Below are 22,516 nucleotides of genomic sequence, written 5' to 3' on the forward strand. Positions count from 1 at the left end.
GATCGCCGCCATTCCATGACACCCCAGCGCGCGTTCGTTCGTTTCCCCTGAGTCAAAAACCTGAGAGTCGCCTCGGCGGCCCTCTCCATCGTCTGCTTGTCGGAGTGCTCCAACTTTATGGCGTTCTTCTCCCCATCCGTGAACACGTCGTTCGCTGCATCGTTTCTGCTGGCACTGCTGGCATCGGCCGGTTGCGACTCGCCGCCGCCGAACCTCGCAGGCCGGCCTTCGCCGGCGCCGAACCCGGCAACCGAGGCTGTGGCGCCGCAAGCTGCCGCGAAGCGCGCCGACATCCGCGCCGATCTCGCTCCGTTCGACAGGTATCCGTCGGGCGAAACCTTCCCGCTTGTGTTCCGGTTCACGCAGCCGCTGGCACCGGCCGATCGCAGTGCTCCGTCCAACTTCTCGCAGATTCACGTCAATCCTGCTCGCTACGGCGCGTGGCGCTGGCTGTCGGATTCCGAGCTGGCGTTCGACCCGAAGGAAGCCTGGCATCCCGACGAGCAGGTCGACGTTTCGCTTCATGGACTGGTTACGTCCGACGGCACCCAGGCGGCCGGTCCGTCGTTTTCTCCGGAGAGCTTCCGTGTACGCCTGCCGGCGGCGGCGGTAAGCCTTGAAAGCTGTGAATTCTCGATTCGCAATCGCGCTCCGCTCATCCAGTTCCCCGTCGTGCGGCTGCGATTCAATTATGCTGCGGCTCCGAAACGCTCTGCGGAGTTCGTCCACCTGACTCTGAAGAAGGGCGGGAACGAAGAAGCCCTGCAGACGACGGTGGCTGCGTGGGGAACGACGATGCAGATCATGGGGCCGGACCTGTTTCGCCCGGAGCTTCCGAGCGTGGTCCGCTTCGACCTTGAAAAAGGCCTGCCGTTCCTCGGCGGCGGCGCGCTCGAAAAAGGAATCGACTGCGTTCTGGCGACCGATCCGGACGCATGGGACAAGGCCGCGGAAGCGCAGAAGCCGGTGGCACCGCCGCCGCCGCTGGTCGTCGTCGTAGCCGACGAGCCCGCGCACTCGTACGGCGCAAGCGGCGACCGGCGCGAGCCGCTCGTCGTAAGATTCAGCGACGCGTGGGTAAGGCAGTATGTACCCCACGGAAAACCGAAGGGCCTCACTCTCGACAAGGGCCTGACGCTGGACCCGGCGATCCCCGGCGTCTGGAAGACCGACGCGAGCAACGAAGACGCGATCGATTTCGTTCCGACCTCGCCGTGGCCGATCGGCCAGCAGGTGAGCGTGACGGTCGACGAGAACGTATTTCCCGCCGTCAAGTTCAAAAACCCGCGGGCAACGTTCGAGACGCCGCGATTCTGGGCGAGCATTTCGAGTACCGAGCTTTACACCGATCCCGAAAATCCTTCCGTACGGCAAGTCACGGCCACGCTGGAGTTCTCGCATCCGACCGAAATCGGCGAGGTCGAACGCCGGTTGTCGCTTCAGATGCGCATCGAGCCTCAGAAGGACTTTACCGCGGCAGCGAGCCTTGGGTTCAAGCTGGAACCCGATCCGAAGATGCCGCTGGTCTACTATATAAGGAGCAGCAGCATCGACCTGCCCGAAGAGAGGGGCGAGGTGCTGGTCGAGCTGGCGCCCGGAGTGCCGCCCGCCGAAGGCGGCACGCCGACCAATCACCCGACCTCGTCGCGGGTCAGGATTCCGTCCAGGCGCGAGATCTTCCGCATCGATTCGACGTCACTGTCGGTCGTGAAGCGGGACGCCGAAACCAGCCAGCGCATTCTTACGATCGACGTTTCGGAACCGACGGCGCTCGCCGACCTGCAGAGAAACCTCGAGCTCTACCTGCTTCCCGATTGCCGAGATGAGCATCTCCGGGAGCTCTGCCGCAACCGCGAGCAGTTCGGCGACGAAGGTCTCGTCACCGAAGCGGTATTGTCGCAATCGGTGCCGGTCGCGCTCGCGCCTGTTCCCCGCGACGAGACCACGTTGCCGAAGACGTTTCTGTTTTCGTTCGAGGCGCCCGGAAAGCGTGAGCTTTTCGTGCGGGTGAAGACGGGCCTTCAGTCCCGGACGCAGTTCCAGCTCGCCCGCGAGTACCGCTCGATTCAGTACGCGCAGGCTTTTCCGCGGGACCTTCGCGTGATGCACGAGGGGGCGCTGCTCAGCCTGTCGGGGTCGCGCCAGCTCGGGATCTCGCTGTGCGGCGTGCCGAAGGTCGAGTACGAGCTCGCGCGCATCCTGCCGCGCGACGTCCATCATCTTATAACCGTCACGTCGGGCAGCTTCGCCCGGCCGACCTTCAAGTCGTCGCACATCGCGCTCGACCAGCTCGCCGAGCGTTTCAACTACACCGAGGATTTCCCGGACCCGGAAAGCGGCAAGACCTACTACTCGAGCGTCGACTTCGGACGCTTCCTGTCGACCGGCGCTTCGCCGCACGGCCTGTTCGTTCTGACGGTCCGGGAGAAGAAGGACGAACCCAAAAAGGAAGGAGTCAGCCAGGACGACTCGGAGGACGACTCGCAAGGTGACTCGGAAGACGCCTCGGACGAATCCTCGGGCAACTGCAAGGGCGAGGAGGACTGCAGCGGGGAGGACGAAGGCGAGTATGACGACTACGACGGCGGCGACTCGGAGCCTTCGAGCGCGCTGTCCGACAGCCGGCTCATCCTGCTGACCGACCTTGGACTGCTCGTAAAGGATACGCTGGCCGGCGAGCACACGGTTTTCGTGGTGTCGTTTCGCAGCGGCGAGCCGGTCGAAGGGGCGACCGTAAAGCTGCTCGGCCAGAACGGCGTGCCGGTCTTCACCGCCACCAGCTCGGCCGATGGCCAGGTGCATTTCCCTGCGACCCGCGACCTGCGCAACGAGAAGGTTCCTCTCGTCTACGTGGTCGAGAAGGGCGACGACTACTCGTTCCTTCCGTTCGGTCGCAACGATCGCCAGCTCAACTTCTCGCGCTTCGAGACCGGCGGCGTGTTCAACAGCGACGAAGCCGAAGGCCTGCGGGCGATGGTCTTCTCCGACCGCGGCATCTACCGCCCGGGCGAGGAGTCGCGTTTCGGCATCATCGTGCGCCGCCGCAACCTCGACGCGGCCGGCACCAACCTGCCGTTGGAAATCAGCCTGCGCGATCCGCGCGGCATCGAGATCCTGCGCCGCAAGTTTGCGCTCACCGACTTCGGCTTTGAGGATTTCCGCTGGAAGACCGAGGGCGCGCTGACCGGAACCTATTCGCTCGCGGTCTATCTGGTGCGCGGAAGAAAAGAGGACAAGCAGGCGCTGCTCGGTTCCACGTCGTTCCGGGTCGACGAGTTCCAGCCCGACAAGCTGGCCGTCACTTCGCGCTACATCGAAGACAAACCCGTCGCTCCCGCTTCGGCTACAGCGCCGGCAGCGATGCCCGGCTGGGTTTCGCCGCACGGCAAGTTCGATGTGAAGGTGCAGAACCTGTTCGGCACGGCGGCGGTCGCCAACAACGTCAAGGGAACCTTGCTCGTCAGGCCGTGGGGCGGAACGTTCAGCGAGTTCCCGCAGTACAACTTCTACTCGCGCGACAGCGTCTCCGACCTTCCCACGCAGAGCGAAGACCTGGGCGAGCTCACCACCGGCACCGACGGGCTCGTGCATTTCGTTCCCGACCTGACGCGTTATTCCGAGCAGGCCTTCCGCCTGGAGTTTGCTGCCGAAGCTTTCGAGAAGGGATCGGGCCGCTCGGTGGTCAGCACCGCCGAGGCGCTCGTGTCGTCGTCGCCGCACTTCCTCGGCTTCAAGGCCGACGGAAGCCTCGACTTCATCGCGAAAGGCGCCGGCCGGAAAGTTTCGCTGATCGCCGTCGGCCCGGATCTCAAGGCTACCAGGCTCGCGGGCGCCAGACTGAAGCTCGAGCGGACGACGAGAATCTCGGCGCTGGTCAAGCTGCCGAACGGATCGCTCGAGTATCAGCTGACTCCCAAGGTCACGACGGTCAGTGAGAGCACGCTCGACGTCGATGCGGCCGGCAGTGATCTCCTTCTGAACACCGACGAACCCGGTGACTACAGGCTGCACATCGCCGACGCGTCGGGCGCCGAGCTGGCGGTGGTGCGGTACCTCGTCCACGGCGATGGAAACACGACGTTCCTTGCCGACCGTTCCGCCGAGGTCGGAATCCGCCTGAGCAAGACCTCGCTCGAACCGGACGAGGAGCTCGAGGTTTCCATCGACACCCCCTACGTCGGCTCCGGCCTGCTGACGATCGAACGCGACAAGGTCTACGCTGCGCAGTGGTTCAAGACCGACACGCTCTCGTCCGTGCAGCGCATCAAGGTGCCGAAGGGCATCGTCGGCAACGCCTATGTGAGCGTCGCGTTCGTGCGCTCGCTGGAATCGCGCGACATCTTCGCGCCGCCGCTCAGCTACGGCGTTCGGCCATTTTCGATCGCGCGCTCGGAGTACACGACGACGATCGACCTGACGGTGCCGCCCGAGGCCAAGCCCGGGCGCGACATGGAGGTAGGATACAAGACCAGCAACGCCGGGCGCGTGCTGGTCTATGCGGTCGACGAAGGGATTCTTCAGTTCGCGCGCTACAAGGTTCCGGCGCCGGTCTCGAGTTTCGTGCCGAAGCGGGCGCTCGAGGTCGATACCTACCAGATCCTCGACCTGCTGCTGCCCGATCACAAGATCGTCGAGGAGCTGTCGTCGCCGGGTGGTGACGAGGACGTCGGCCTCGGCAAGTTCAAGAATCCGTTCGCACGCAAGAAGCGCCAGCCGATGGCGTTCTGGTCGGGGATTCTCCCGGCGGGTGCGGAAGGAACCGTGAAGATTCCGATCCCGGAGGATTTCAACGGAACGGTCCGCGTTATTGCCGTGCAGGTCGGCGCCGGAAAGCTCGGCGTCGCCACCACGCAGACGGTCGCGCAGCACGACTTCGTGATCGAGCCGCAGGCGCCGTACTTCGTCTCGCCCGGCGACGAGTTCGAAATCGGAGCAACCGTGGCGAACACCGTCAAGGGCTCGGGCAAGGACGTCAAGGTTGCTCTGGCGGTGACGCCGTCGTCGGGATTCGAGATCGTCGGCAGCAACGACGTCGAGCTCGTCATCCCCGAAGGCGAAGACCGCTCGTTCCGCATGCGGATGCGCGCGCGCGACGTGCTCGGGCCGCAGGACTTCCGCATCGACGCCAGCGGGATCGACCGCAAGGAAACGGCGACCGAGACGGTCAGCCTTCGCCCTCCGCAGGCACTGCGCACGTCGCTGCAAGGCGGCATCTACCGGCCGAACAAGGACGGCGACAACGCCGAGAAGACCATCGCAGGCCTGCGGCCGCTGTACGCCGAGCATCGCGAGGTGTCGGCTACGATCTCGTCGTCACCGCTGACCGTCGGGCAGGGCCTCGTCACCTATCTCAAGCAGTATCCTTACGGCTGCACCGAGCAGCTGGTCAGCAGTGCTTTCCCGGCCGTGATTTACGGAGCGGATCCGGAGATCGGTCTCAGCCAGCAGGATGTCGAGCGCTTCACGCGGCGCGCGTTCCAGTCGCTGAGCAGCCGCCAGCGCGCCGACGGCTCGTTCGGTCTGTGGGACGCAACCTCGTATTCGGACGTCCTGTTCTCCGTCTACGCGGTTCACTTCCTGCTCGAAGCCAAAGAGCGGTCGCTCGAGATTCCCGAAGCCGTCTACACGCGTGCCATCGACTGGCTGGCGACGCTCAACAAGCAGACGTCGTACTCCGCTTACGAGCAGCTCGCCCAGGCCTACGCACTGTACCTGAGGGCGCGCACCGGCGAGCGCGTGACGACGCAGGCGCAGGCTCTCGTCGCCGAGCTCGATCGCCAGTGGCAGGCGTCGTGGCGCGAGACGACGATCGCGATGTTCCTGGCCGCCACGTTCCGTCAGCTGCAGATGGACACTGAAGCGAACTCGCTGCTGAAGAAGCCGGGACAGGTCTGGCACAGCCAGGGCTTCCCGTGGCCGCTGTCGGACGCGAGCGTGCACGGGTCGATTTATGCGTGGCTCTCGTCGAAGCACTTCGGCAAGGAAACCTGGATGTCTTCGCTCGACACGGTGCTCGGCGTGTCGGCGATGATCGACGACCAGAGCTTCACGTCGTTCTCGAGCTCGTTTGCCATGCTCGGGCTGGCGACAACCGGACAGGCTCTGAGCGTGGATCAGCGCGAGCGCCTCAAGATCGAGGCGAAAACCGCCGCCGGCACGTCCGTGCTCGATCTGACCGGCGAAAGGATTCTCAAGGCCGACGTGCCGATCGATGCGAACGAGCTCGTCTATAAAGGACAAAGCGGCCAGATGTATTTCTACGGCCTCAGCCAGACCGGGTTCGATCACGTTGCCGCCGAGCCGTACGAAGCCGGCCTCGCGATCGAGCGCGAGCTGCGCAGCGACAAGGGCGACAAGAAGGATGCGTTCGATCTCGAGGACAAGCTCGAGGTCACGCTGTTTCTCAAGGCTTCCGAGCCGCTGACGAGAATGGCCGTGCTCGAGCTGATCCCGGGCGGCTTCGAGATTGATCTCGGCGACGAAGGCCTCGCGTCGCGGCACTCGCTGCATCCCGGTGCGAACACGTGGGAGCCGCAGTTCATCGACGTGCAGGAGGACCGCATTGTCTTCTTCGGCGACCTGCCCGCTGACACCGCGACGTTCACGTATCGCCTCAAGCCGCTGAGTCGCGGCAAGTACACATTTGCCGCCCCATACGCCGAGGGAATGTACGATCCGACCAGGCGCTTTCTCGGCCGGCCGAGCATGGTGGAGGTGCGGTGAGCGCGAGCCTCCAGCACATGCTTCGCATGCTGCGGCGGCTCGCTGTCGCAGCGCTTGGCGGCGCGGGAATCGTCGCGCTCGCGTGGCTCGCGCTCGCGCTCGTGCCGCCGCCGGCGCTCCGAAATCGGGGACAGACACCGATTTCCGGTAGTCAGGGTCTGTCCCCGATTTCCGACGTGCTGTTCGACAGCCGTGGCGATTTGCTGTCGCTCAGCCTGTCGTACGACGAGCGCTACCGCGTGCCGATCTCGTATGCGGAGCTGCCGAAGGAGGTCGTGCAGGCGACCGTTCTTTACGAGGACCGGCACTTCTTCGATCACTTCGGCGTCAATCCGTTCTCGCTCGCACGCGGCGCGCTGATGACGGTGGTCGCACCGAAGCGACCGATCGGCGGCTCGACGATCACGATGCAGCTTGCACGCATGCAGCTTGGTCTCAGCACCCGCAGCATCTACGGCAAGCTGTCGCAGATGTTCTGGGCGCTCGTGCTCGAACGGCACTACACCAAGCAGCAGATTCTCGAAGCGTACCTCAACGAGGCTCCGTACGGCGCGAACATCGAAGGCATCGGTGCGGCGAGCCTCGTCTACTTCCGCAAACCTGCCGGCCACCTGTCCGCCGGCGAGGCCGTCACGTTGGCGGTCCTGCCGCAGAATCCGAGCCTGCGCTGGAAAGCCATCGGTGCGCACGACCTCGATGCTGCACGGCAGTTGCTCGTCGCGCGACTCGACGCGAACGGCGCAGCGGGCGTTGTCGCCAGAGACTTCCTCTATTCTCCGGCCGACATCCCGGCGGGCGCGCCTCACTTCTTCCAGCGCGTGCGCGAGCTGTTCCCCGATCGCACCCAGTTCACGAGCAACATCGACCCGGTTCTGCAGCGCGACGCCGAAGACGTGCTGCGGTCGACGCTGGCAAGTTTCTCGGAGTACGGAGTCCGTAACGGAACCATTCTTGTCGCCGAGCTTCCGGACATGAAGGTCCGTGCGTACGTCGGGTCGGCCGGCTATCTGCGGCCGGAGATCTCAGGCTACGTCAACGGCCTTGCGGCTCAGCGCTCGCCCGGCTCCCTGCTCAAGCCGTTTCTTTACGGCCTGGCTCTCGATCAGGGCATCATCGCGCCGGAAACGATGCTGCGCGACGTCCCGATCCGGCTGTCGTCGTACGTTCCGGAAAACTTCGAGCACAATTTCCTCGGGCCGATCTCTGCCAGCGATGCGCTGGTGCGAAGCCGCAACATCCCGGCGCTCGAGCTGTTCCGCGCGCTGGCGCCGGGTTCGCTCTACCATCTTCTCGGCGATGCCGGCGTAACCAGGCTCAAGTCCGAGGAATACTACGGCATCGCGCTCGTGCTCGGCGGTCTCGGCACGACGTCGGAAGAGATCGCGCAGCTCTACGGGGTTCTCGGCAACGGCGGCGTGATGCAGCCGCTTCGCTTCCTGGACGGCGCGGCGACGGGCAGCGAGGGCAGGAAAGTGCTGTCACCCGAAGCGGCCTTCCTCGTCACCGACATGCTGTCGCGCAATCCGCCGGCGCTCGGAAAATTCCGCGAGCAGCACATCCCGTGGAAGACCGGGACTTCCTACGGATCGAGAGACGCATGGGCAGTCGGTCTCGTCGGCACGCACGTGGTTGCGGTCTGGCTCGGCGAGTTCGACGGAAAGCCGAATCCGAATCTGGTCGGTCGCGACGTTGCCGGGCCGGTCTTCTTTTCCGTCGTCGACCGACTGCGCACGCACGGCATCGTTCCGGTTCCTCCGGATCCTGCTGCGCTCAATCTCAAGAAGGTCGAGGTGTGCGCTCTGTCCGGCGCCCTTCCGGGTCCGGACTGTCCGCACCGCAAGCAGAGCTGGTTCATTCCCGGAGTGTCACCGATCGCAAGCTGCCGGATCCATCGCAAGGTCGAAGTGGACGAGGCGAGCGGCCTTCGCGTCTGTCCGGGCGAGCGCGGCGGAACGGGCCGCGTCTACGAGTTCTGGGACAGCGCAATGCAAAAGCTGTTCGTGCAGGCCGGCCTGCGGCGCGCAACGCCGCCGGCTTACGAGCCGCGCTGCGGGATTCCGGCTTCGGATGCCGAGGAGATCCGCATCGTCAGTCCGGAACAGCATGTGGAGTACCGGCTCGAGCCGCATCGCGGCCTGGAGCTGGAGCTTGTGGCGTCGGTTCCGGCGGATGCGAAGCAGCTTTACTGGTTCGCCGGCGACGAGCTGATCGGCCAGGTCGATCCTTCGCGCTCGCTTCACTGGAAAGCGAGGGTCGGGACGTTCCTTTTCCGTGCCGTCGACGATCGCGGGCGTGCGAGCTCGGTGCGGGTTCGCGTGCTGCCGCAGACAGGAGACGACGCGACCGGGTTTACGCCGCCGGCGTAAACTCGCGCGGCGGGCGCCATTGGCCATGGCGCCCGCCGCCCAGCACTCGCGCTGGTGGTCGTCAGAACTTGCCCTTGACCGACAACGTACTCGAAGCGACGTTGTCGTACGGGTAATCGTAGAACATGCCGTCGGCGCTGACGGATACGTTGTTGGTGACGGAAGAGCATTTCTTGCACGTCAGCTGGACCGTGAACGTGAAGAACTGCGTCACGCCCGGATCGAGCTGGCCGATCGAGCACACGACCGTCCCGCCGAACAAATCGCAGCCGGAATCCGCTGAAACGAACGTCGTTCCGGGCGGCAGGTTGTCGGTGAGCTCGACGTTGCTCAGCGAGGACGGTCCGCTGTTCCCACCGCCGATCGTGTAGTCGATCAGCTTCTTTCCCTTGACGCGCATCTTCGTCGCGGTTTTCGACGCGGACAGGCTGGCCAGTGTCACGTCGGCGGTCGAGAATGCGAGTCCTCTCGACTGGTGCGACATCGAACCGAGGAACGACGAATCGGACGGGCTGCCTGCGCCCGGGATGGTCACGCGATACAACTCACCGAAGGATGCAACGAGCAGCGTGATCGTGCCGCCGACGTCGGATTCCACTGCCACGCCCGTTGGTTCCCTGTACAGAATCGACGTGTCGACGGTCGTGCCGCCGCACGGATCGCTCGCGCTTCCCGGGAACTGGGACGGATCGATGATCTGTACCTGGATAAAGCAGTCGTTCGGGCAGATCTCCGTCGTCATGTAGATGAGCCCGCCTGAGAACGTCATCGCGCCACCGAAACCCTCGGGCAGCGTGCATACGGCGGTCATCGTGGCGTCGGTCGGATCGACGGTGAACAGCGTGCGGAAGTTGGGGCCGCTGTTGCCGGTTCTGGCGTAAAGCGTGTCCTGGTCGGCGCCGAACGTGATCGAGGAGACGCGGTAGTCACCGAAGCTGCCGATGAGCGTCGCCTCGCCCGTCGCCGGGTCGATCGTCGCGAGCAGACGGCCCTGCGAAGAATCGAGCCCTGCGAACATCGTCCCGGTCTCCGGCTGCACGGTGAGGCCGTTGCCGCCGGTCAGATCGTACCCGTCGAGGGTTATGCTCATGGCCATGTCGATCAGGAAGAACGTGGGATCGACCACCCAGAGCCGGTTCGTGTCGCGATCGAGCGAAAAGAGCTTGGGAACGAGTACGTCGGGCGTGAGTGCGGCGTAGGTGTCACCGGCCTCGTCGCCCGAGCCCGGCACGGAATCGGGATCGTAGGAATCCGACGTGGCGACTTCGGCAACGTTCGTGTACTGACCGGGCGCGTTGAGGACGGTTGCCGTAATGTCGATCGTCGCAAACGCGCCCCCGCTGGCGATCGTTCCGATCGTCCAGACGCCCGTGCCGTCGTCGTAAGTGCCGTCGCCGCTGCTCGAAACGTAGGAGTAGCCGGCCGGTAGAAGATCGGAGACGGTCACGTTGTCCGCCGCATCGGGGCCGTCGTTCGTCACCGTGAGCGTGAAGACGACGTCGGTGCCGATGACCGGGTTCGGAACATCGACGTCCTTGCTCAGGCTGAGGTCGGATACCGGCGGCGGAGTCAGGACGCCGCGATCGAACGTGATCGCGCCCATGTTGGGGACGGTGTTCGATCCGATGAAGGTCGCCTGGCCGCTCGTCGGGTCGATTGTGTACAGAAAGAAGCCCTGCGAGTTGCGGTCACCCGAGAACATCACGTCGTTCTGGTCGAACGCGAGGAAGTTTTTCAGATCCTCCAGGATATCGACGAAGCCGAAGGATTTCGCGGTGTACTGATTGATGCGGTAAAGCTCGTTCGTCATCTTCAGATACAGATGACCTTTCGAGTCGGACGCGAGGCCGGTCCGGAACGTGCTGAGATCTCCGAAGTCCACGCGCGTACCCGTGCCGGTTGTCGTGTCGATGATCCACAGGCTGTCGCCGTCGAATTCGTTCCAGGCATACAGCGTTCCAAACGGATCGAACGTGATGTCGGGGAACTGGCCGCTGATGCTGCCCTGCGTGCCCACGACGGTTGCTGCCCCTGTAGCCGGGTCGATCGTCAGCAGCGTTGCGTCGCCTTCGTCCGAGCATGCCGTATCGACTCCGTTCATCACCGCGTACATCACACCGGTGGACGGATGCACGGCAAGACCCGTGATGTGCCGTGCCTGCGTGCCTCCAATCATGACGGGACCGACGAGCGTCGCTGCGCCTGTGGTCGGGTCGAGCGTGTACAGGGCGGATAGTGTCCCGCCGCAGGATCCCTGCGCCGCCGGTCCGGCGCCGGTGACCCCATAAAGCGTCCCGACGGCTGCATGCGCCCGTCCGCTGAATGCGAAAGTGGAAAGGATGGCGACTGCGGCCACGGCCATTTGTGAGAAGCGTCGCGTGTTCATCATTGGAGTCTCCGTTGGGTTAAAGAAAATTCCCGCCAACGGGAGCCGTTTAGATGCCCGAATCACGCGAGTCAATAATTTCGGGCGTCGTGCCGTCACGTACGACGCGATCGGGTATGACCACGGACCGAACCGAATTTCGGGAACGTCTTCCGCCGTATTCAGAACCGCGACGTCGCCTCCAGCTTGCCGCTTTTTCCAACCACGACGGTCAGCTTGGTCATGCACGGAAGACAGAACACGCGGTCGCCCGGCTGCAGCTCCTGGGTAGATCGAATCACCACTTTGCAGACAGGGCAGAGGACTTCGTTCGGCGCGAGCACGTCTGTTTGGCCGCCCCACTTTCGATAGAAACGGCGCATCTTCTTCGGCACTTCGTTAAAGCCCGTGTCTTCGAGGACATAGCGGCGCCGTTCGCCTTCATGGACGAGCGTCAGCAGCGGCTCGCCGCCGCACAGGAGCGTGAACGCGCGCTCCTGGGTTGCCAGGCTCGGATTCGGTTCCATGGCTCTTCTCCCTCTTTACGCTTACGGGCGCGGCGGCGACTGGTAGTCGAGACCGATGCGCGCGAGCCGCGTCTTGAACTCACCGAGCACCGTATCGGCGAGCAGGCCTTCCATCTGTTCCGGCGACATGACGCCGAGGTCCGCGCCCTGGTACGACGAATGGCTTCGCTCGCGGCCGATGCGGTCGAGCTCCTCGGCCGTGCGGTTGCCGCGGAACGCGTCGGCAAAGGTCGCGAGCATGTACCACGACATGTCGCGCTGCATGTTTTCGATTTCGCGCTTCTTTTCGGGGTGCTGCTTGAGCAGCGATCCGATGCGGTTCTCGCCGAAGCCGACGTGACGGCGCTCGTCGGCGATCGTCCCGGTAAGAACGTGCGCGAACTTGGGATTCATTTCCTTGTTCATGGCCTGCATCATCTCGAACACGCTGAAGGCCATGCCCTCGAGGACGATGTTCTGGCCGACGACGCCGGCGATGAAATCCCGGCGATGGACCTTGTCGAGAAGCACTTCGGCGAATTTGATGAGGTTCGGATTGGCGAAGTGCAGGATCGTCGATTCGAGATCGGCTCTTTTTACGCCGAGGTCATAGAGCCGCTGCGTGAAGACCTCGACATGGCGGGCTTCGTCGAGGGTCTGGGTGGCCAGGAAACGCTTGCTCGCTTCGTCGGGCGCCGCGTTGATCAGGCCGGACGACGCGGCAAGGGCGCAGCGCTCGCCGACGACGAGCTGTACGGTGCTGCGGATCGCGTCTTCGCGCAGCACGTCGTTTTCGAGCAGGAACTCCGGCTCGGTCTCGCCGTCCGGATGACCGAACACCGTGTCCTCGAGGTAGCCCTGGGGACAGGACTCGAGCCATCGCTGGATGGAGTAGCCGCTCAGAAAATCGCTCATTGGAAGGCTCCCGGCATACGGTTGGGCCGCCGGCGATCGGCGACATCTGCCGGTGATTTGCAAAGGTCATTCCGCTGCGATTTGCGCGGTGGATGCGGGGCGGCGCCCGGGCGTCGTTCCCGCCAGTGCGAAAGGATTCGGGGCGGGTTTGCAGGTTCGCGAAATCGATTGGAGTCGGCGCCCCGAGGCTGAACGGTTGTGCCGGCGCGGCACCCTCTTCCAGGAGAAGACCACGATGAGCCGTATTTTTGGTGCAATCCGTCAGAACGGTTACGTGGTGCGGGACATCCGTGGCGCCATGGACCACTGGGTCAACGTGATGGGCGTCGGTCCCTGGTTCTATTTCGATCGGGTGAAGGTCGACTATTTCCGGCATCACGGCCGGCCGTCGGACGTCGAGATGAGTATCGCGCTCGCCAACTCCGGCGACCTTCAGATCGAGCTCATCCAGCAGAGAAACGACGCGCCGTCGATGTACAGGGAATTCCTCGACTCCGGCCGCGAAGGGCTTCAGCACGTCGCGTACTGGACGAAAGACTATCAGGCGCTTTACGACCGCGCGTTATCTCTCGGTTACAAGGTCGGGCACGAAGGCCAGATCGGCGGCGAGCTCGGTCGCTTTGCGTACTTCGACACGCAGCTTCATCCGGGCACCGTCGTCGAGCTGTCCGACATCAGCGGACCCAAGGGTGCGTTCTTCGACCTCGTGCGGCAGATGTCGATTGACTGGGACGGCTCGCAGCCGGTCCGGCCGATGTGAAGCGACGAGAAGTTCGTTGCGGTCCGTTCGCAGGAGGCCCGTCGTCGGGTAACAGGCATGCCGGGTATCAGGACATTCGCGATCGTCTGCGCGACATCGCTCGTTGCGATGATCGCTATGGGTCCGATCACGGCTCTGATCGGCATCTCGCTGGAAAGCGGCCGTCCTCAGCTGGTCGGGATCGCAATTCTGTTTACCTTGTTCGTCGTGTTCGGCCTGAGCGCAGTCGCGCTCATGGTCAAGCTCGTGCTCTCGGCTCATGTTGCGGCCGGCAACGCCGACTCCCCGCTTGTTCGCGCGCTTCGAAATCACGAGACGGGCGTGATCGTGGCGTTCTGGAGCCTGATCGTTGTGGGACTCGCGCTTGCGGTTCCGGCAGCGATCCTCGACGGCGCGATGGGTCCCGAACCGGCGCGCCGACTTCACGAGTGGCTGCCGCCGGCCACCCGCCGAACATCCGGCAATGATCGACCCGCCGATTCCAGAGTCACGGCGAGCGCGCGAAGAATGTCTGCTTAGTGCCGCACGAACGGATGCTCCGCGTGCGAGGTTTCGGGGTAGAGGCGCCGATCGCGTCGCCGCCAGGAAATTCGCGGCATCCCCCGGGACAGTGGCAATCCGTTCGATACCCTCGTCTGCGATCGAATGTTGTGCCGCATGACGACGGTCCAAGCGCGACATGAAGAAGACCGACGAGCTGGATGTCGGCGGCCGCCGCATCGCACTGTCGAACCTCGACAAGGTCCTCTACCCCGGCGGCAGGTTCCGCAAAGGGGAGGTCATCGACTTCTACATCCGGATAGCCGACTGGATTCTTCCGCATCTGAAAGGCCGACCGGTAACGCTCAAGCGGTTTCCAGACGGCGTCACCGGTGAGGCGTTCTATGAAAAGGACGCACCGGGATTCACGCCGCAATGGGTCCGGGTCGTTCCGGTCCCGCGTCGCGGCGGCGGGTCGCCGATCCGCTACATCGTCATCGACGACCTTGCGACGCTCGTCTGGATCGCAAACCTCGCGTGCCTCGAGATCCATCCGTTTCTCCACTGCGCCGGGAACCTCGAAAATCCGACGCACGTGGTGTTCGACCTCGACCCGGGCGAAGGCGCCGACATGCTCGCGTGTGCGCGAGTAGCGCTCGAGCTCCGCGAGCTGCTCGCCACGCTCGGGCTCGAATCGTTCGCGAAAGTGTCGGGCTCCAAGGGGCTCCAGGTCTACGTCCCGCTCAACCGCAGCGTTTCGTACGCAGTCACGGGTTCGTTCGCGAGAGCGGTAGCGAGACTGCTGCACGAGCGCATGCCGAAGCTGGTCGTCGCGGAGATGTCGAAGTCGCTGCGCACGAACAAGGTGTTCATCGACTGGAGCCAGAACACCGACTACAAGACGACCGTCGGCGTGTATTCACTGCGCGCGAAGAGCCATTCGCCTTACGTGTCGATGCCCGTGCGGTGGGACGAACTGGTCGCTGCGGAAAAGTCGCGCGACGTGGCTGGGCTCGTATTTTCTCCGGAAGCCGCGCTCGAGCGTCTGGCGTCGACCGGCGACCTGTTCGCGCCGGTGCTCGAAAAGACGCAGGAGCTTCCCCAGGAGATCATGCAGGCGTTCGCGGAGCGCCGCGCACCGACCCCGCGCCGCGCATCGTCGCTCGAGAAGTACCGCTCCATGCGCGACTTCTCGAAGACGAGCGAGCCGTCCGGCGACTCCTCGCACGATCGCGCACTCCCGCGTGGAAGCCGGCAGGGAAGCCGCCGCCGGTTCGTCGTGCAGAAACACGCCGCCAGTCATCTGCACTACGACTTCCGCCTGGAGATGCACGGAGCGCTCAAGTCGTGGGCCGTGCCGAAGGGACCGTCCTGTACGAAAGACGAAGCGCGGCTCGCGCGCGCAACCGAAGATCATCCACTCGAGTATTTCGACTTCGAAGGCATCATCCCGAAAGGCCAGTACGGCGGCGGCACGGTGATGGTATGGGACATCGGGACTTACGACCTCATCGAAGGGAATTACTACCGGGGATTTCTCCGCATCCATCTCGACGGGCACAAGCTGAAGGGCGAGTGGACGCTCAAGTCGGACGCGGACGACCGCCAGACGTGGCGGCTGATTCGCAGTGGTCCGTCCGCCTCGCCGGTAAGCGCCAGCTCCGACGACGAGTCGGTGCTGACCGGCCGGTCGATGCGTGAGATTGCCTCCGCCGCGGATGCCGTCTGGCAGAGCAATCGCTCGAGTGACATCAGCAGCGTCGCCGCGAAGCCTTCGCGATCCGTCAATGGCAATCGACGCAGGAGGAAGGGCGGCGCTCCGGCGATGCAGCTGGACTCGCTTCCTGCTGCATCGATCGCATTCGTCGCCAAGCAGAAGGCGAGTACCTACGAATCCGGCCGGCGGTCGGGAGCGTGGGTGAAGCACAAGACGAGCCAGAGCCAGGAGCTCGTCGTCGGCGGCTATATTCCGGGCCCGGACGGTTTCGAGTCGCTGCTCGTCGGCCATTTCGAAGATCGAAAGCTCGTCTTCGACGGCAAGATCCGCAACGGGTTCGTGCCCGAGCTGCGCCGGAAAGTCTCACGCCAGTTCGCGCGTCGCGAAACTTCGGAGTGTCCGTTTGCGAACCTGCCGGAGCCGAAGAGCGCGCGCCGGGGGGAAGCCCTCACCAGCGATGTGATGAAACGCTGCCGCTGGCTTCGTCCGGACCTCGTCGCACAGATCCAGTTCACCGAGTGGACGCGCGGCGGCCACCTTCGCCACGCACGCTTCGCGGGGCTCCGCGACGACAAGGATGCGCGCGACGTGGTGCGTGAAGTCGCGACGACGGCGCGACGATCGCGCAGTCGATGAGCGTGGATCCGGCCGCGGCCGGTCGAGCCATCCGAGTCCGGCTCGACTCCGTTTCGCACGCGCGTTCCCTGGCGATAAGGTCCAGCCGGGAGGAGCCGGATGACGGCTTTCGGGCAGACCCTCAAAAGCTCCAACGGTGTACCGACCGCGCTGCTGATCGCGGCGGTTGCGACGACGGCGATCGTCGTCATGCGCTGGCTGCTCGATCCCTGGCTCCCTGGCCAGTTTCCATTCGTGACGACCTTCTCTGCCGTTGCAGCGGCGGCCTACTACGGCGGGTGGCTGCCGGCGTTGCTGTCGGCGGTGTTCGGCTTCATTGCTTGCGGGCTGCTGTTCACGCCGCTCGCCCAGGCGACGCCGGTGCAGCAGCAGCTAGTGGGATTCGGCGTGTACGCCGTGACCTGCTCGGTACTGATCATCCTTGCGGAAGCCACGCGCAACGCACAGCGAGTCATGCACGCCGAGCACGAGCGGCTCAGCACGACGCTGGCAAGCATTGGCGACGGCGTGATCACGACGGACGCCGATGCGCGCGTCATCTACCTCAACGGTGTGGCCGAGGCACTTACCGGCTGGACGCAGGCGGACGCCGCGGCTCAGCCGCTCGAAGACGTGTTCGCCGTCATCAACGAGCACACGCAGCAGAGGATCGACAACCCGGCGACGAGCGCGCTGCGCGAAGGCGCAATCATGGGACTCGCAAACCATACTGTGCTGCTGTCGAAAGATGGCCGTTCGATCCCGATCGATGACAGCGCCGCGCCGATCCGCGACCGCAGCGGCCGGGTGGTCGGCTGCGTGCTGATCTTCCGCGACGTCGCCGAAAAAAGGCGCGCCGACCGCGAGCTCGCCGAATCGCGGGCCAATCTGCAGGCGGCCGACCGGCGCAAGGACGAATTCCTGGCCACGCTCGCGCACGAGCTACGCAATCCGCTTGCGCCCATCCGCAACTCGCTGCAGATCATGCGGCTTGCGGGCGATGACAAGCCTGTCGTCGAACAGGCCGTTGCAACCATGGAGCGACAGGTCGACCAGATGGTGCACCTGGTCGACGATCTGCTCGACGTGGCCAGGATCAGCCGCGGCAAGATCGAGCTCCGGCGTGAGCGTGTCGAGCTTGCCGGAATCGTTCAGCAGGCCGTCGATCTTTGCCGGCCGCTGGCGGAGAACATGCGGCACGAGATCCGCGTATCGCTGCCGGCCGAGCCGCTCCACTTGCAGGCGGACGCGGTGCGCCTTTCGCAGGTACTCGGCAATCTGATCCACAACGCGTGCAAGTACACGGAGCGCGGTGGCCGGATCGAGCTCGTCGCGGAGCCTCACGACGGCGAGCTCGTCGTCGCCATCAAGGATACCGGCATCGGAATTCCGCCCGACATGTTGCCTCGCGTCTTCGAGATGTTCACGCAGGTCGACCAGACCCGCGAGCGTGCTCAAGGCGGGCTCGGCATCGGTCTTACGCTTGCGAAAGAGCTCGTCGAGATGCACGGCGGCACCATCGAGGTGCATAGCGAAGGTCGCGGGCGTGGAACCGAGGTCGTCGTACGGCTTCCGCTGATGGTCGAGCACCAATCGGGCCGCGAGCGTGTGCCGTCACAGCCGGGGCACACGTCGCCGGTCTGGCGCATTCTCGTCGTCGACGACAACGAGGACAGCGCGGAATCGTTGTCGATGCTGCTCAGGCTGCAGGGGCACGATTCGAGCACCGCGCACGACGGGCCGAGGGCCATCGAGCTTGCCGAGCAGATCCGGCCGGAGCTCGTGCTCCTCGATATCGGGCTTCCGCGCATGAACGGGCTCGAGGTGTGCCGCCGGATTCGCGAGCAGGCCTGGGGCAGGACGATGATCGTCGTCGCGCTCACCGGCTGGGGGCAGGAGGAAGATCGCCTCCGGTCGAAAGAAGCAGGGTTTGATCATCACCTGGTCAAGCCGGTGCAGTTTGCGGAGCTGACCAGGATGATCGCGTCGCTGGCAGTGGCGCCGTGCACGCCGCCGGGGTAACCGTCTGCCGAGCCGCGTCTGCGCGACGAAGCGCGGCGCGCAACCCTCGAAGGAATCCTCATGACACAAGCCCTCCCCGTAGCGCTGGTCAGTGGCGTCGGACCCGGAACAGGAGCGGCGATCGCGCGCCGCTTCGCACGCGGCGGCTACGCCGTCGCAATGCTCGCGCGCAACAAGGAGCGGCTCGTCGCGCTCGAGCACGAGATCGACAATGCGCGTGGATACGCATGCGACGTGACGGACGAAGCACAGGTCGAAGCCACGCTGCAACAGGTTGCGAGCGAGCTCGGTGCTCCGAAGGTGCTCGTTCACAATGCCGTCGGCGGTGCCTTCGGAACGTTTCTCGAGATCGAGCCGGACGTTCTGAACCAGAACTTTCAGGTCAATACGATGGCGCTTCTCCATCTTGCAAGAAGGACCGCGCCGGCGATGATCGAGGCAGGCGAAGGCGCCATCATCGTGACCGGAAATACGTCGGCGCTGCGAGGGCGGCAGAAGTTCGCCGGCTTTGCACCGACCAAGGCGGCGCAGCGGATCCTGGCCGAAACGATGGCGCGCGACCTCGGCCCGAAAGGAGTGCACGTGGCCTACGTCGTCATCGATGCAGTGATCGACGTCGAGTGGACGCGCGCAATGCTGTCGAAGCCCGAGGGGGATCCGTTCTTCGCGCAGCCGTCCGCGATCGCCGAGGAGGTGTGGCACGTCGCGCACCAGGACCGGTCATGCTGGTCGTTCCACGTCGAGGTGCGGCCGTTCGGCGAGAGCTGGTGACGCATGGAAGGGAATTCACCAGACGTAACGATGAACTGATGTCGTTCGAGATCTCGGAACGCCGACGCTCGTCGTGAGTGGTGACGGAGCGACGCCCTGTCAATCGGCAGCCGGAAACGCGATGTCGAACGTCGTTCCGTGCCCGCCGGACCGTACGCGGATGCTGCCGCCGTGGCTCTCGACGATCGCCTTGACCGTGGCGAGCCCGAGCCCGTGACCACCCGGCTTGGTCGAGATTCCGACGTCGAAGATGCGTGTCAGGATCGCGTCGCTGATGCCGGTGCCCGTATCCGTGACGCGCAGATGCACATGGCGCACGACACTTCCGTCTTCATGCTGCATGGTCACGCCGGGGTCCGACACGAGGTCGGTCTCGATGACGAGCGCTCCGCCCGTCGGCATCGCCTCGACCGCATTGCGTGCGAGATTGAGCAGGATCTGGTCGATCTGGGTCGGATCGCAGACGATCTCGCAGAGCTCAGCAGGACGTTTGAGCTCGAGCCGCACGCCGCGGCCGATGATCTCCCGCAGCAGGCTGCGTAGCTGCGAAACGCGCTCGCTGACATCGATTCGCTGCGGCTCGACCGTCACGCCGTGCCGGACCTGGCTCAGCTGCGTGAGCAGGCGGTCAGCAGCTTTGACGGCGGTGCGCACGGTTTCGAGCGACGCGACGTCGTCCTGCTTCCTCACCTCGAGTGAAGCAAATCCTCCGATGACCAGCAGGAGACTGCGCAGGTCGTGCGCTATCGCAGCCGACGCGCGTGCGGCGGCATCGCCGCGAACAACCCGTCGCGCCTGGTCCTCGAGGTGGACGCGAGCGGTGATATCGCGTCCGACCGACTGCAACTCGACCAGCCGATGCTCGCGGTCGTAGATCGCTCGATCGACCCATTCCATCCAGATCACGGTTCCACCCGGGCCGATCGCGCGATGCTGCCCGGTCGAAACCGGGCTCTCATAACTGAGCGCCGCGATGCGATCGTGCACCTCGCGCCGGTCGTCGTCGCTGATGAGCGGCCAGAAGGTGCTTCCGATCAGTGTCTCGCGCGTGGCGCCGAACAGCCGGCAGTACGCGTCGTTGACGAACAGCCTCGTGCCGTCGGGCTTCCAGCGCACCACCAGCTCGGACATGTCTTCGACGACGGCGCGGTATGGGACGCTTTCGAGCTCGCGCAGCCGCGAGAGTTCCGCTTCGAGCTCGACGACGCGTGCTTTGAGGTCTTCTTCGGCCATGAAGGCCCGCGTTATAGCTGCGCAGGCCCGGTTCGTCCACGCCGCCGGGACGGTAAGCGGCATTGCAACGGTCGGCCGGGGCTTTGTTCGACGGCCCTCGTGAAGGGAGTAACTCACACCGCGCAGTGCGCGCCGCGAAAAGGATACGGGTTGAGAGGTGCGGTTGCGCGGCGTCGTCGCCGCGCGAGGTCAGGTGTTTCCAGTCTGCGCTTTTCCCCGCAGGCGGATGGCCTCTCGCCGGGCTTCGATCTGATCCGGGCGTACGTTGCGATTGGTCTCGGCGCAGACGCGGGCTTCGGTCCTCAGCGACTCTGCGAAGCTCTGCGCGTAGCCGTCGTCGATCAGGCGTTTGTAGGCAGCCAGGCATTCCGGCTCGAGAGACAGCATGTCTGCGGCGAGGCGGCGACAAACCGGAAGCAGATCCTCGGGCTCGACGACGCGGTTTACCAGACCCCAGTCTGCTGCCTGCGCGGCGCTCAGAAAGTTGCCGGTCAGCGAAAGCTCCTTTGCACGGTAGATGCCGATCGTACGCGACAGTTTCTGCGACAGGCCCCATCCCGGGAGGATTCCGACGCGCCCGTGCGTGTCGGCGAACCGGGCTTCGGTGGAGCACACAAGCACGTCGCAAGCGATCGCGAGCTCGAAGCCTCCGGTAATCGCGACGCCATTGATCGCAGCGATGACCGGACCCGAAAACTGTCCAATCGAGCGAACCGGATCGGCTGTTTCGACCGTCCCCTGAACCGAGTCGGTGCCGCCGCCGAGCTCTTTCAGATCCAGTCCGGCGCAGAACGCGCGGCCTTTACCGGTGAGGATCGCAACGCGCACGTCCGGGTCCGCTTCGAGCTCTGCAAACGTTTCCGCGATCGCTCCGCGCAACTCCCGTGACAGCGCGTTCATGGCATGAGGGCGATTCAGAGTGACGAGCGCGAGGCCGTCGGCCTTGTCGACGAGGATTACAGCGTCTGATGTCATTGCGGATTCCTTTCCAGCCGGAGTGGATTCGATGAGACCGATGTTGCGACGGTAGCACCAGTGCTGCGTTCGAGCCACGGCATGAACACCGCGCCGGTCCGCCGTATAGCGAGCCCGTCGGGACGGCTAAGCCGCCGCCGGCGGAGTTCATGCGAGCATCTCGGCAGCACGTTTACGAGATGCCAGTGAGCGGCAATCGCGCATCCGTAGAATAAAAATCATTCTCCCATGTGACTGCAGACACTTCGCATTCGCCGCAGCCACAGGTTTGGTGATTCCGCTTACATGTGAACCGAGTTTTTTGTCCGTCGGCACTTCCATGGGATCCGGCCGGCAGGAAGGATGCGCTAGCGATATCATCGGAGGTGACTACATTGCGGCTGCTCACACTGAACGACTTCAAGGCAACCGGCTGGAATACGAACAATCCGAATGTCCTGGCGCAGGTGAATGGCATCCTTGCAACGCAGGACAATGCATTCACCAGGTACGGCATATCGAAGGACGTTCACGTCGCACATCTCATGGCGCAATTAAGCCACGAAAGCGGCGAGGGCACCGAGCTCGTCGAGTCGCTCAACTACGCACCCGCCGCATTGCTCAGGCAGTGGAGCACGCACTTCTCACCCGGACAGGCGCAGATGTACGGACGCACCGCCGACCATCCTGCCAACCAGAGAATGATCGGCGAGCTCGCGTATGGCGGTCGCATGGGCAACGCACCGGCGCCGTCGGAAGATGGTTACACCTTTCGCGGCCGCGGCTTCATACAGACGACCGGCAGGAACGGATACAAGGAGCTTGCGACGAAGACGGGCCTGCCGCTGCTCGAGCATCCGGACATGCTCATCGACCCCCATCACGCGTTCGAGTGCGCAGTGGCCGAGTTCGTCAGCTACCCGCACATGCTCATGTACTGCGAATCCGGCGACATGCTCGCCATCGGAAGCCTCATCAATCTCGGTCACGTCTCGCACAATCCGGCCGAGATCATCGGAAATTCGGACCGCCAGGCGCAGTCCGCGCTGTGGAAACACCAGTACGGGATCGCTTAGGACGGCGGATCGG

General features: G+C 64.4%; 13 protein-coding genes. 8 read left to right on the top strand and 5 right to left on the bottom strand.

All coding sequences use genetic code 11. The features are described 5' to 3' along the window. The first annotated feature begins 117 nt into the window (after positions 1-117). A complete protein-coding gene (locus VN634_11260) occupies positions 118-6,723 on the top strand; it encodes an MG2 domain-containing protein (protein HXC51455.1) in 6,606 nt (2,201 codons plus the stop codon). Beyond that, positions 6,720-9,089: a penicillin-binding protein 1C gene (pbpC, locus tag VN634_11265; GenBank protein HXC51456.1), complete on the top strand. Its 2,370-nt coding sequence runs from the start codon at positions 6,720-6,722 to the stop codon at positions 9,087-9,089. The genes VN634_11260 and pbpC overlap by 4 nt, the downstream gene beginning before the upstream one ends. 61 nt (positions 9,090-9,150) lie before the next feature. On the opposite strand, the gene VN634_11270 is transcribed toward pbpC, so the two are convergent. From VN634_11270 to VN634_11280, 3 genes are all read right to left on the bottom strand, one after another. Beyond that, complete coding sequence (locus tag VN634_11270; protein HXC51457.1) at positions 9,151-11,478, bottom strand: DUF11 domain-containing protein; 2,328 nt, start codon at positions 11,476-11,478, stop codon at positions 9,151-9,153. Positions 11,479-11,636: 158 nt separating this feature from the next. After that, entirely contained in the window at positions 11,637-11,981 is a 345-nt protein-coding gene (locus VN634_11275) for a hypothetical protein (protein ID HXC51458.1), read from the bottom strand. A 21-nt stretch (positions 11,982-12,002) separates the two neighbouring features. Next, complete coding sequence (locus tag VN634_11280; protein HXC51459.1) at positions 12,003-12,875, bottom strand: ferritin-like domain-containing protein; 873 nt, start codon at positions 12,873-12,875, stop codon at positions 12,003-12,005. Between the two features lie 235 nt (positions 12,876-13,110). Here VN634_11280 and VN634_11285 point away from each other — a divergent pair, with 235 nt between their 5' ends. The 5 genes from VN634_11285 to VN634_11305 all read left to right on the top strand — a co-directional run bounded on the left by VN634_11285 (position 13,111) and on the right by VN634_11305 (position 19,240). Next, positions 13,111-13,635, top strand: coding sequence for a VOC family protein (locus VN634_11285; protein ID HXC51460.1), 525 nt, complete (start codon positions 13,111-13,113; stop codon positions 13,633-13,635). Between the two features lie 57 nt (positions 13,636-13,692). Further along, on the top strand, positions 13,693-14,154 hold the full coding sequence (locus tag VN634_11290) for a hypothetical protein (GenBank protein HXC51461.1): 462 nt from the start codon (positions 13,693-13,695) through the stop codon (positions 14,152-14,154). A gap of 160 nt (positions 14,155-14,314) precedes the next feature. Next, positions 14,315-16,468 carry a non-homologous end-joining DNA ligase gene (ligD, locus tag VN634_11295; GenBank protein ID HXC51462.1) on the top strand — a complete coding sequence of 718 codons (2,154 nt, stop codon included), beginning with the start codon at positions 14,315-14,317 and terminating at the stop codon, positions 16,466-16,468. Between the two features lie 99 nt (positions 16,469-16,567). Further along, positions 16,568-18,469 (top strand): ATP-binding protein, encoded by a 1,902-nt coding sequence (locus VN634_11300; GenBank protein HXC51463.1) that lies wholly within the window; start codon positions 16,568-16,570, stop codon positions 18,467-18,469. Between the two features lie 60 nt (positions 18,470-18,529). Further along, on the top strand, positions 18,530-19,240 hold the full coding sequence (locus VN634_11305; protein HXC51464.1) for an SDR family NAD(P)-dependent oxidoreductase: 711 nt from the start codon (positions 18,530-18,532) through the stop codon (positions 19,238-19,240). A 99-nt stretch (positions 19,241-19,339) separates the two neighbouring features. On the opposite strand, the gene VN634_11310 is transcribed toward VN634_11305, so the two are convergent. Both VN634_11310 and VN634_11315 read right to left on the bottom strand, forming a co-directional pair. After that, complete coding sequence (locus VN634_11310; protein HXC51465.1) at positions 19,340-20,473, bottom strand: ATP-binding protein; 1,134 nt, start codon at positions 20,471-20,473, stop codon at positions 19,340-19,342. A gap of 189 nt (positions 20,474-20,662) precedes the next feature. Then, on the bottom strand, positions 20,663-21,448 hold the full coding sequence (locus VN634_11315) for an enoyl-CoA hydratase (protein ID HXC51466.1): 786 nt from the start codon (positions 21,446-21,448) through the stop codon (positions 20,663-20,665). Between the two features lie 374 nt (positions 21,449-21,822). Here VN634_11315 and VN634_11320 point away from each other — a divergent pair, with 374 nt between their 5' ends. Then, positions 21,823-22,503 (top strand): hypothetical protein, encoded by a 681-nt coding sequence (locus VN634_11320; GenBank protein HXC51467.1) that lies wholly within the window; start codon positions 21,823-21,825, stop codon positions 22,501-22,503. Positions 22,504-22,516: the final 13 nt, after the last annotated feature.

The sequence above is a fragment of the Candidatus Limnocylindrales bacterium genome, from assembly GCA_035571835.1.
Taxonomy (GTDB): Bacteria; Desulfobacterota; Binatia; order UBA1149; family CAITLU01; genus DATNBU01.

Coding starts and splice junctions, on each gene's coding strand:
- VN634_11290 (HXC51461.1), top strand. CDS start 13,693: ATGCCGGGTATCAGGACATTCGCGATCGTCTGCGCGACATCGCTCGTT.
- VN634_11300 (HXC51463.1), top strand. CDS start 16,568: ATGACGGCTTTCGGGCAGACCCTCAAAAGCTCCAACGGTGTACCGACC.
- VN634_11285 (HXC51460.1), top strand. CDS start 13,111: ATGAGCCGTATTTTTGGTGCAATCCGTCAGAACGGTTACGTGGTGCGG.
- ligD (HXC51462.1), top strand. CDS start 14,315: ATGAAGAAGACCGACGAGCTGGATGTCGGCGGCCGCCGCATCGCACTG.
- VN634_11275 (HXC51458.1), bottom strand. CDS start 11,981: ATGGAACCGAATCCGAGCCTGGCAACCCAGGAGCGCGCGTTCACGCTC.
- VN634_11260 (HXC51455.1), top strand. CDS start 118: ATGGCGTTCTTCTCCCCATCCGTGAACACGTCGTTCGCTGCATCGTTT.
- VN634_11305 (HXC51464.1), top strand. CDS start 18,530: ATGACACAAGCCCTCCCCGTAGCGCTGGTCAGTGGCGTCGGACCCGGA.
- VN634_11280 (HXC51459.1), bottom strand. CDS start 12,875: ATGAGCGATTTTCTGAGCGGCTACTCCATCCAGCGATGGCTCGAGTCC.
- VN634_11270 (HXC51457.1), bottom strand. CDS start 11,478: ATGATGAACACGCGACGCTTCTCACAAATGGCCGTGGCCGCAGTCGCC.
- VN634_11310 (HXC51465.1), bottom strand. CDS start 20,473: ATGGCCGAAGAAGACCTCAAAGCACGCGTCGTCGAGCTCGAAGCGGAA.
- VN634_11315 (HXC51466.1), bottom strand. CDS start 21,448: ATGACATCAGACGCTGTAATCCTCGTCGACAAGGCCGACGGCCTCGCG.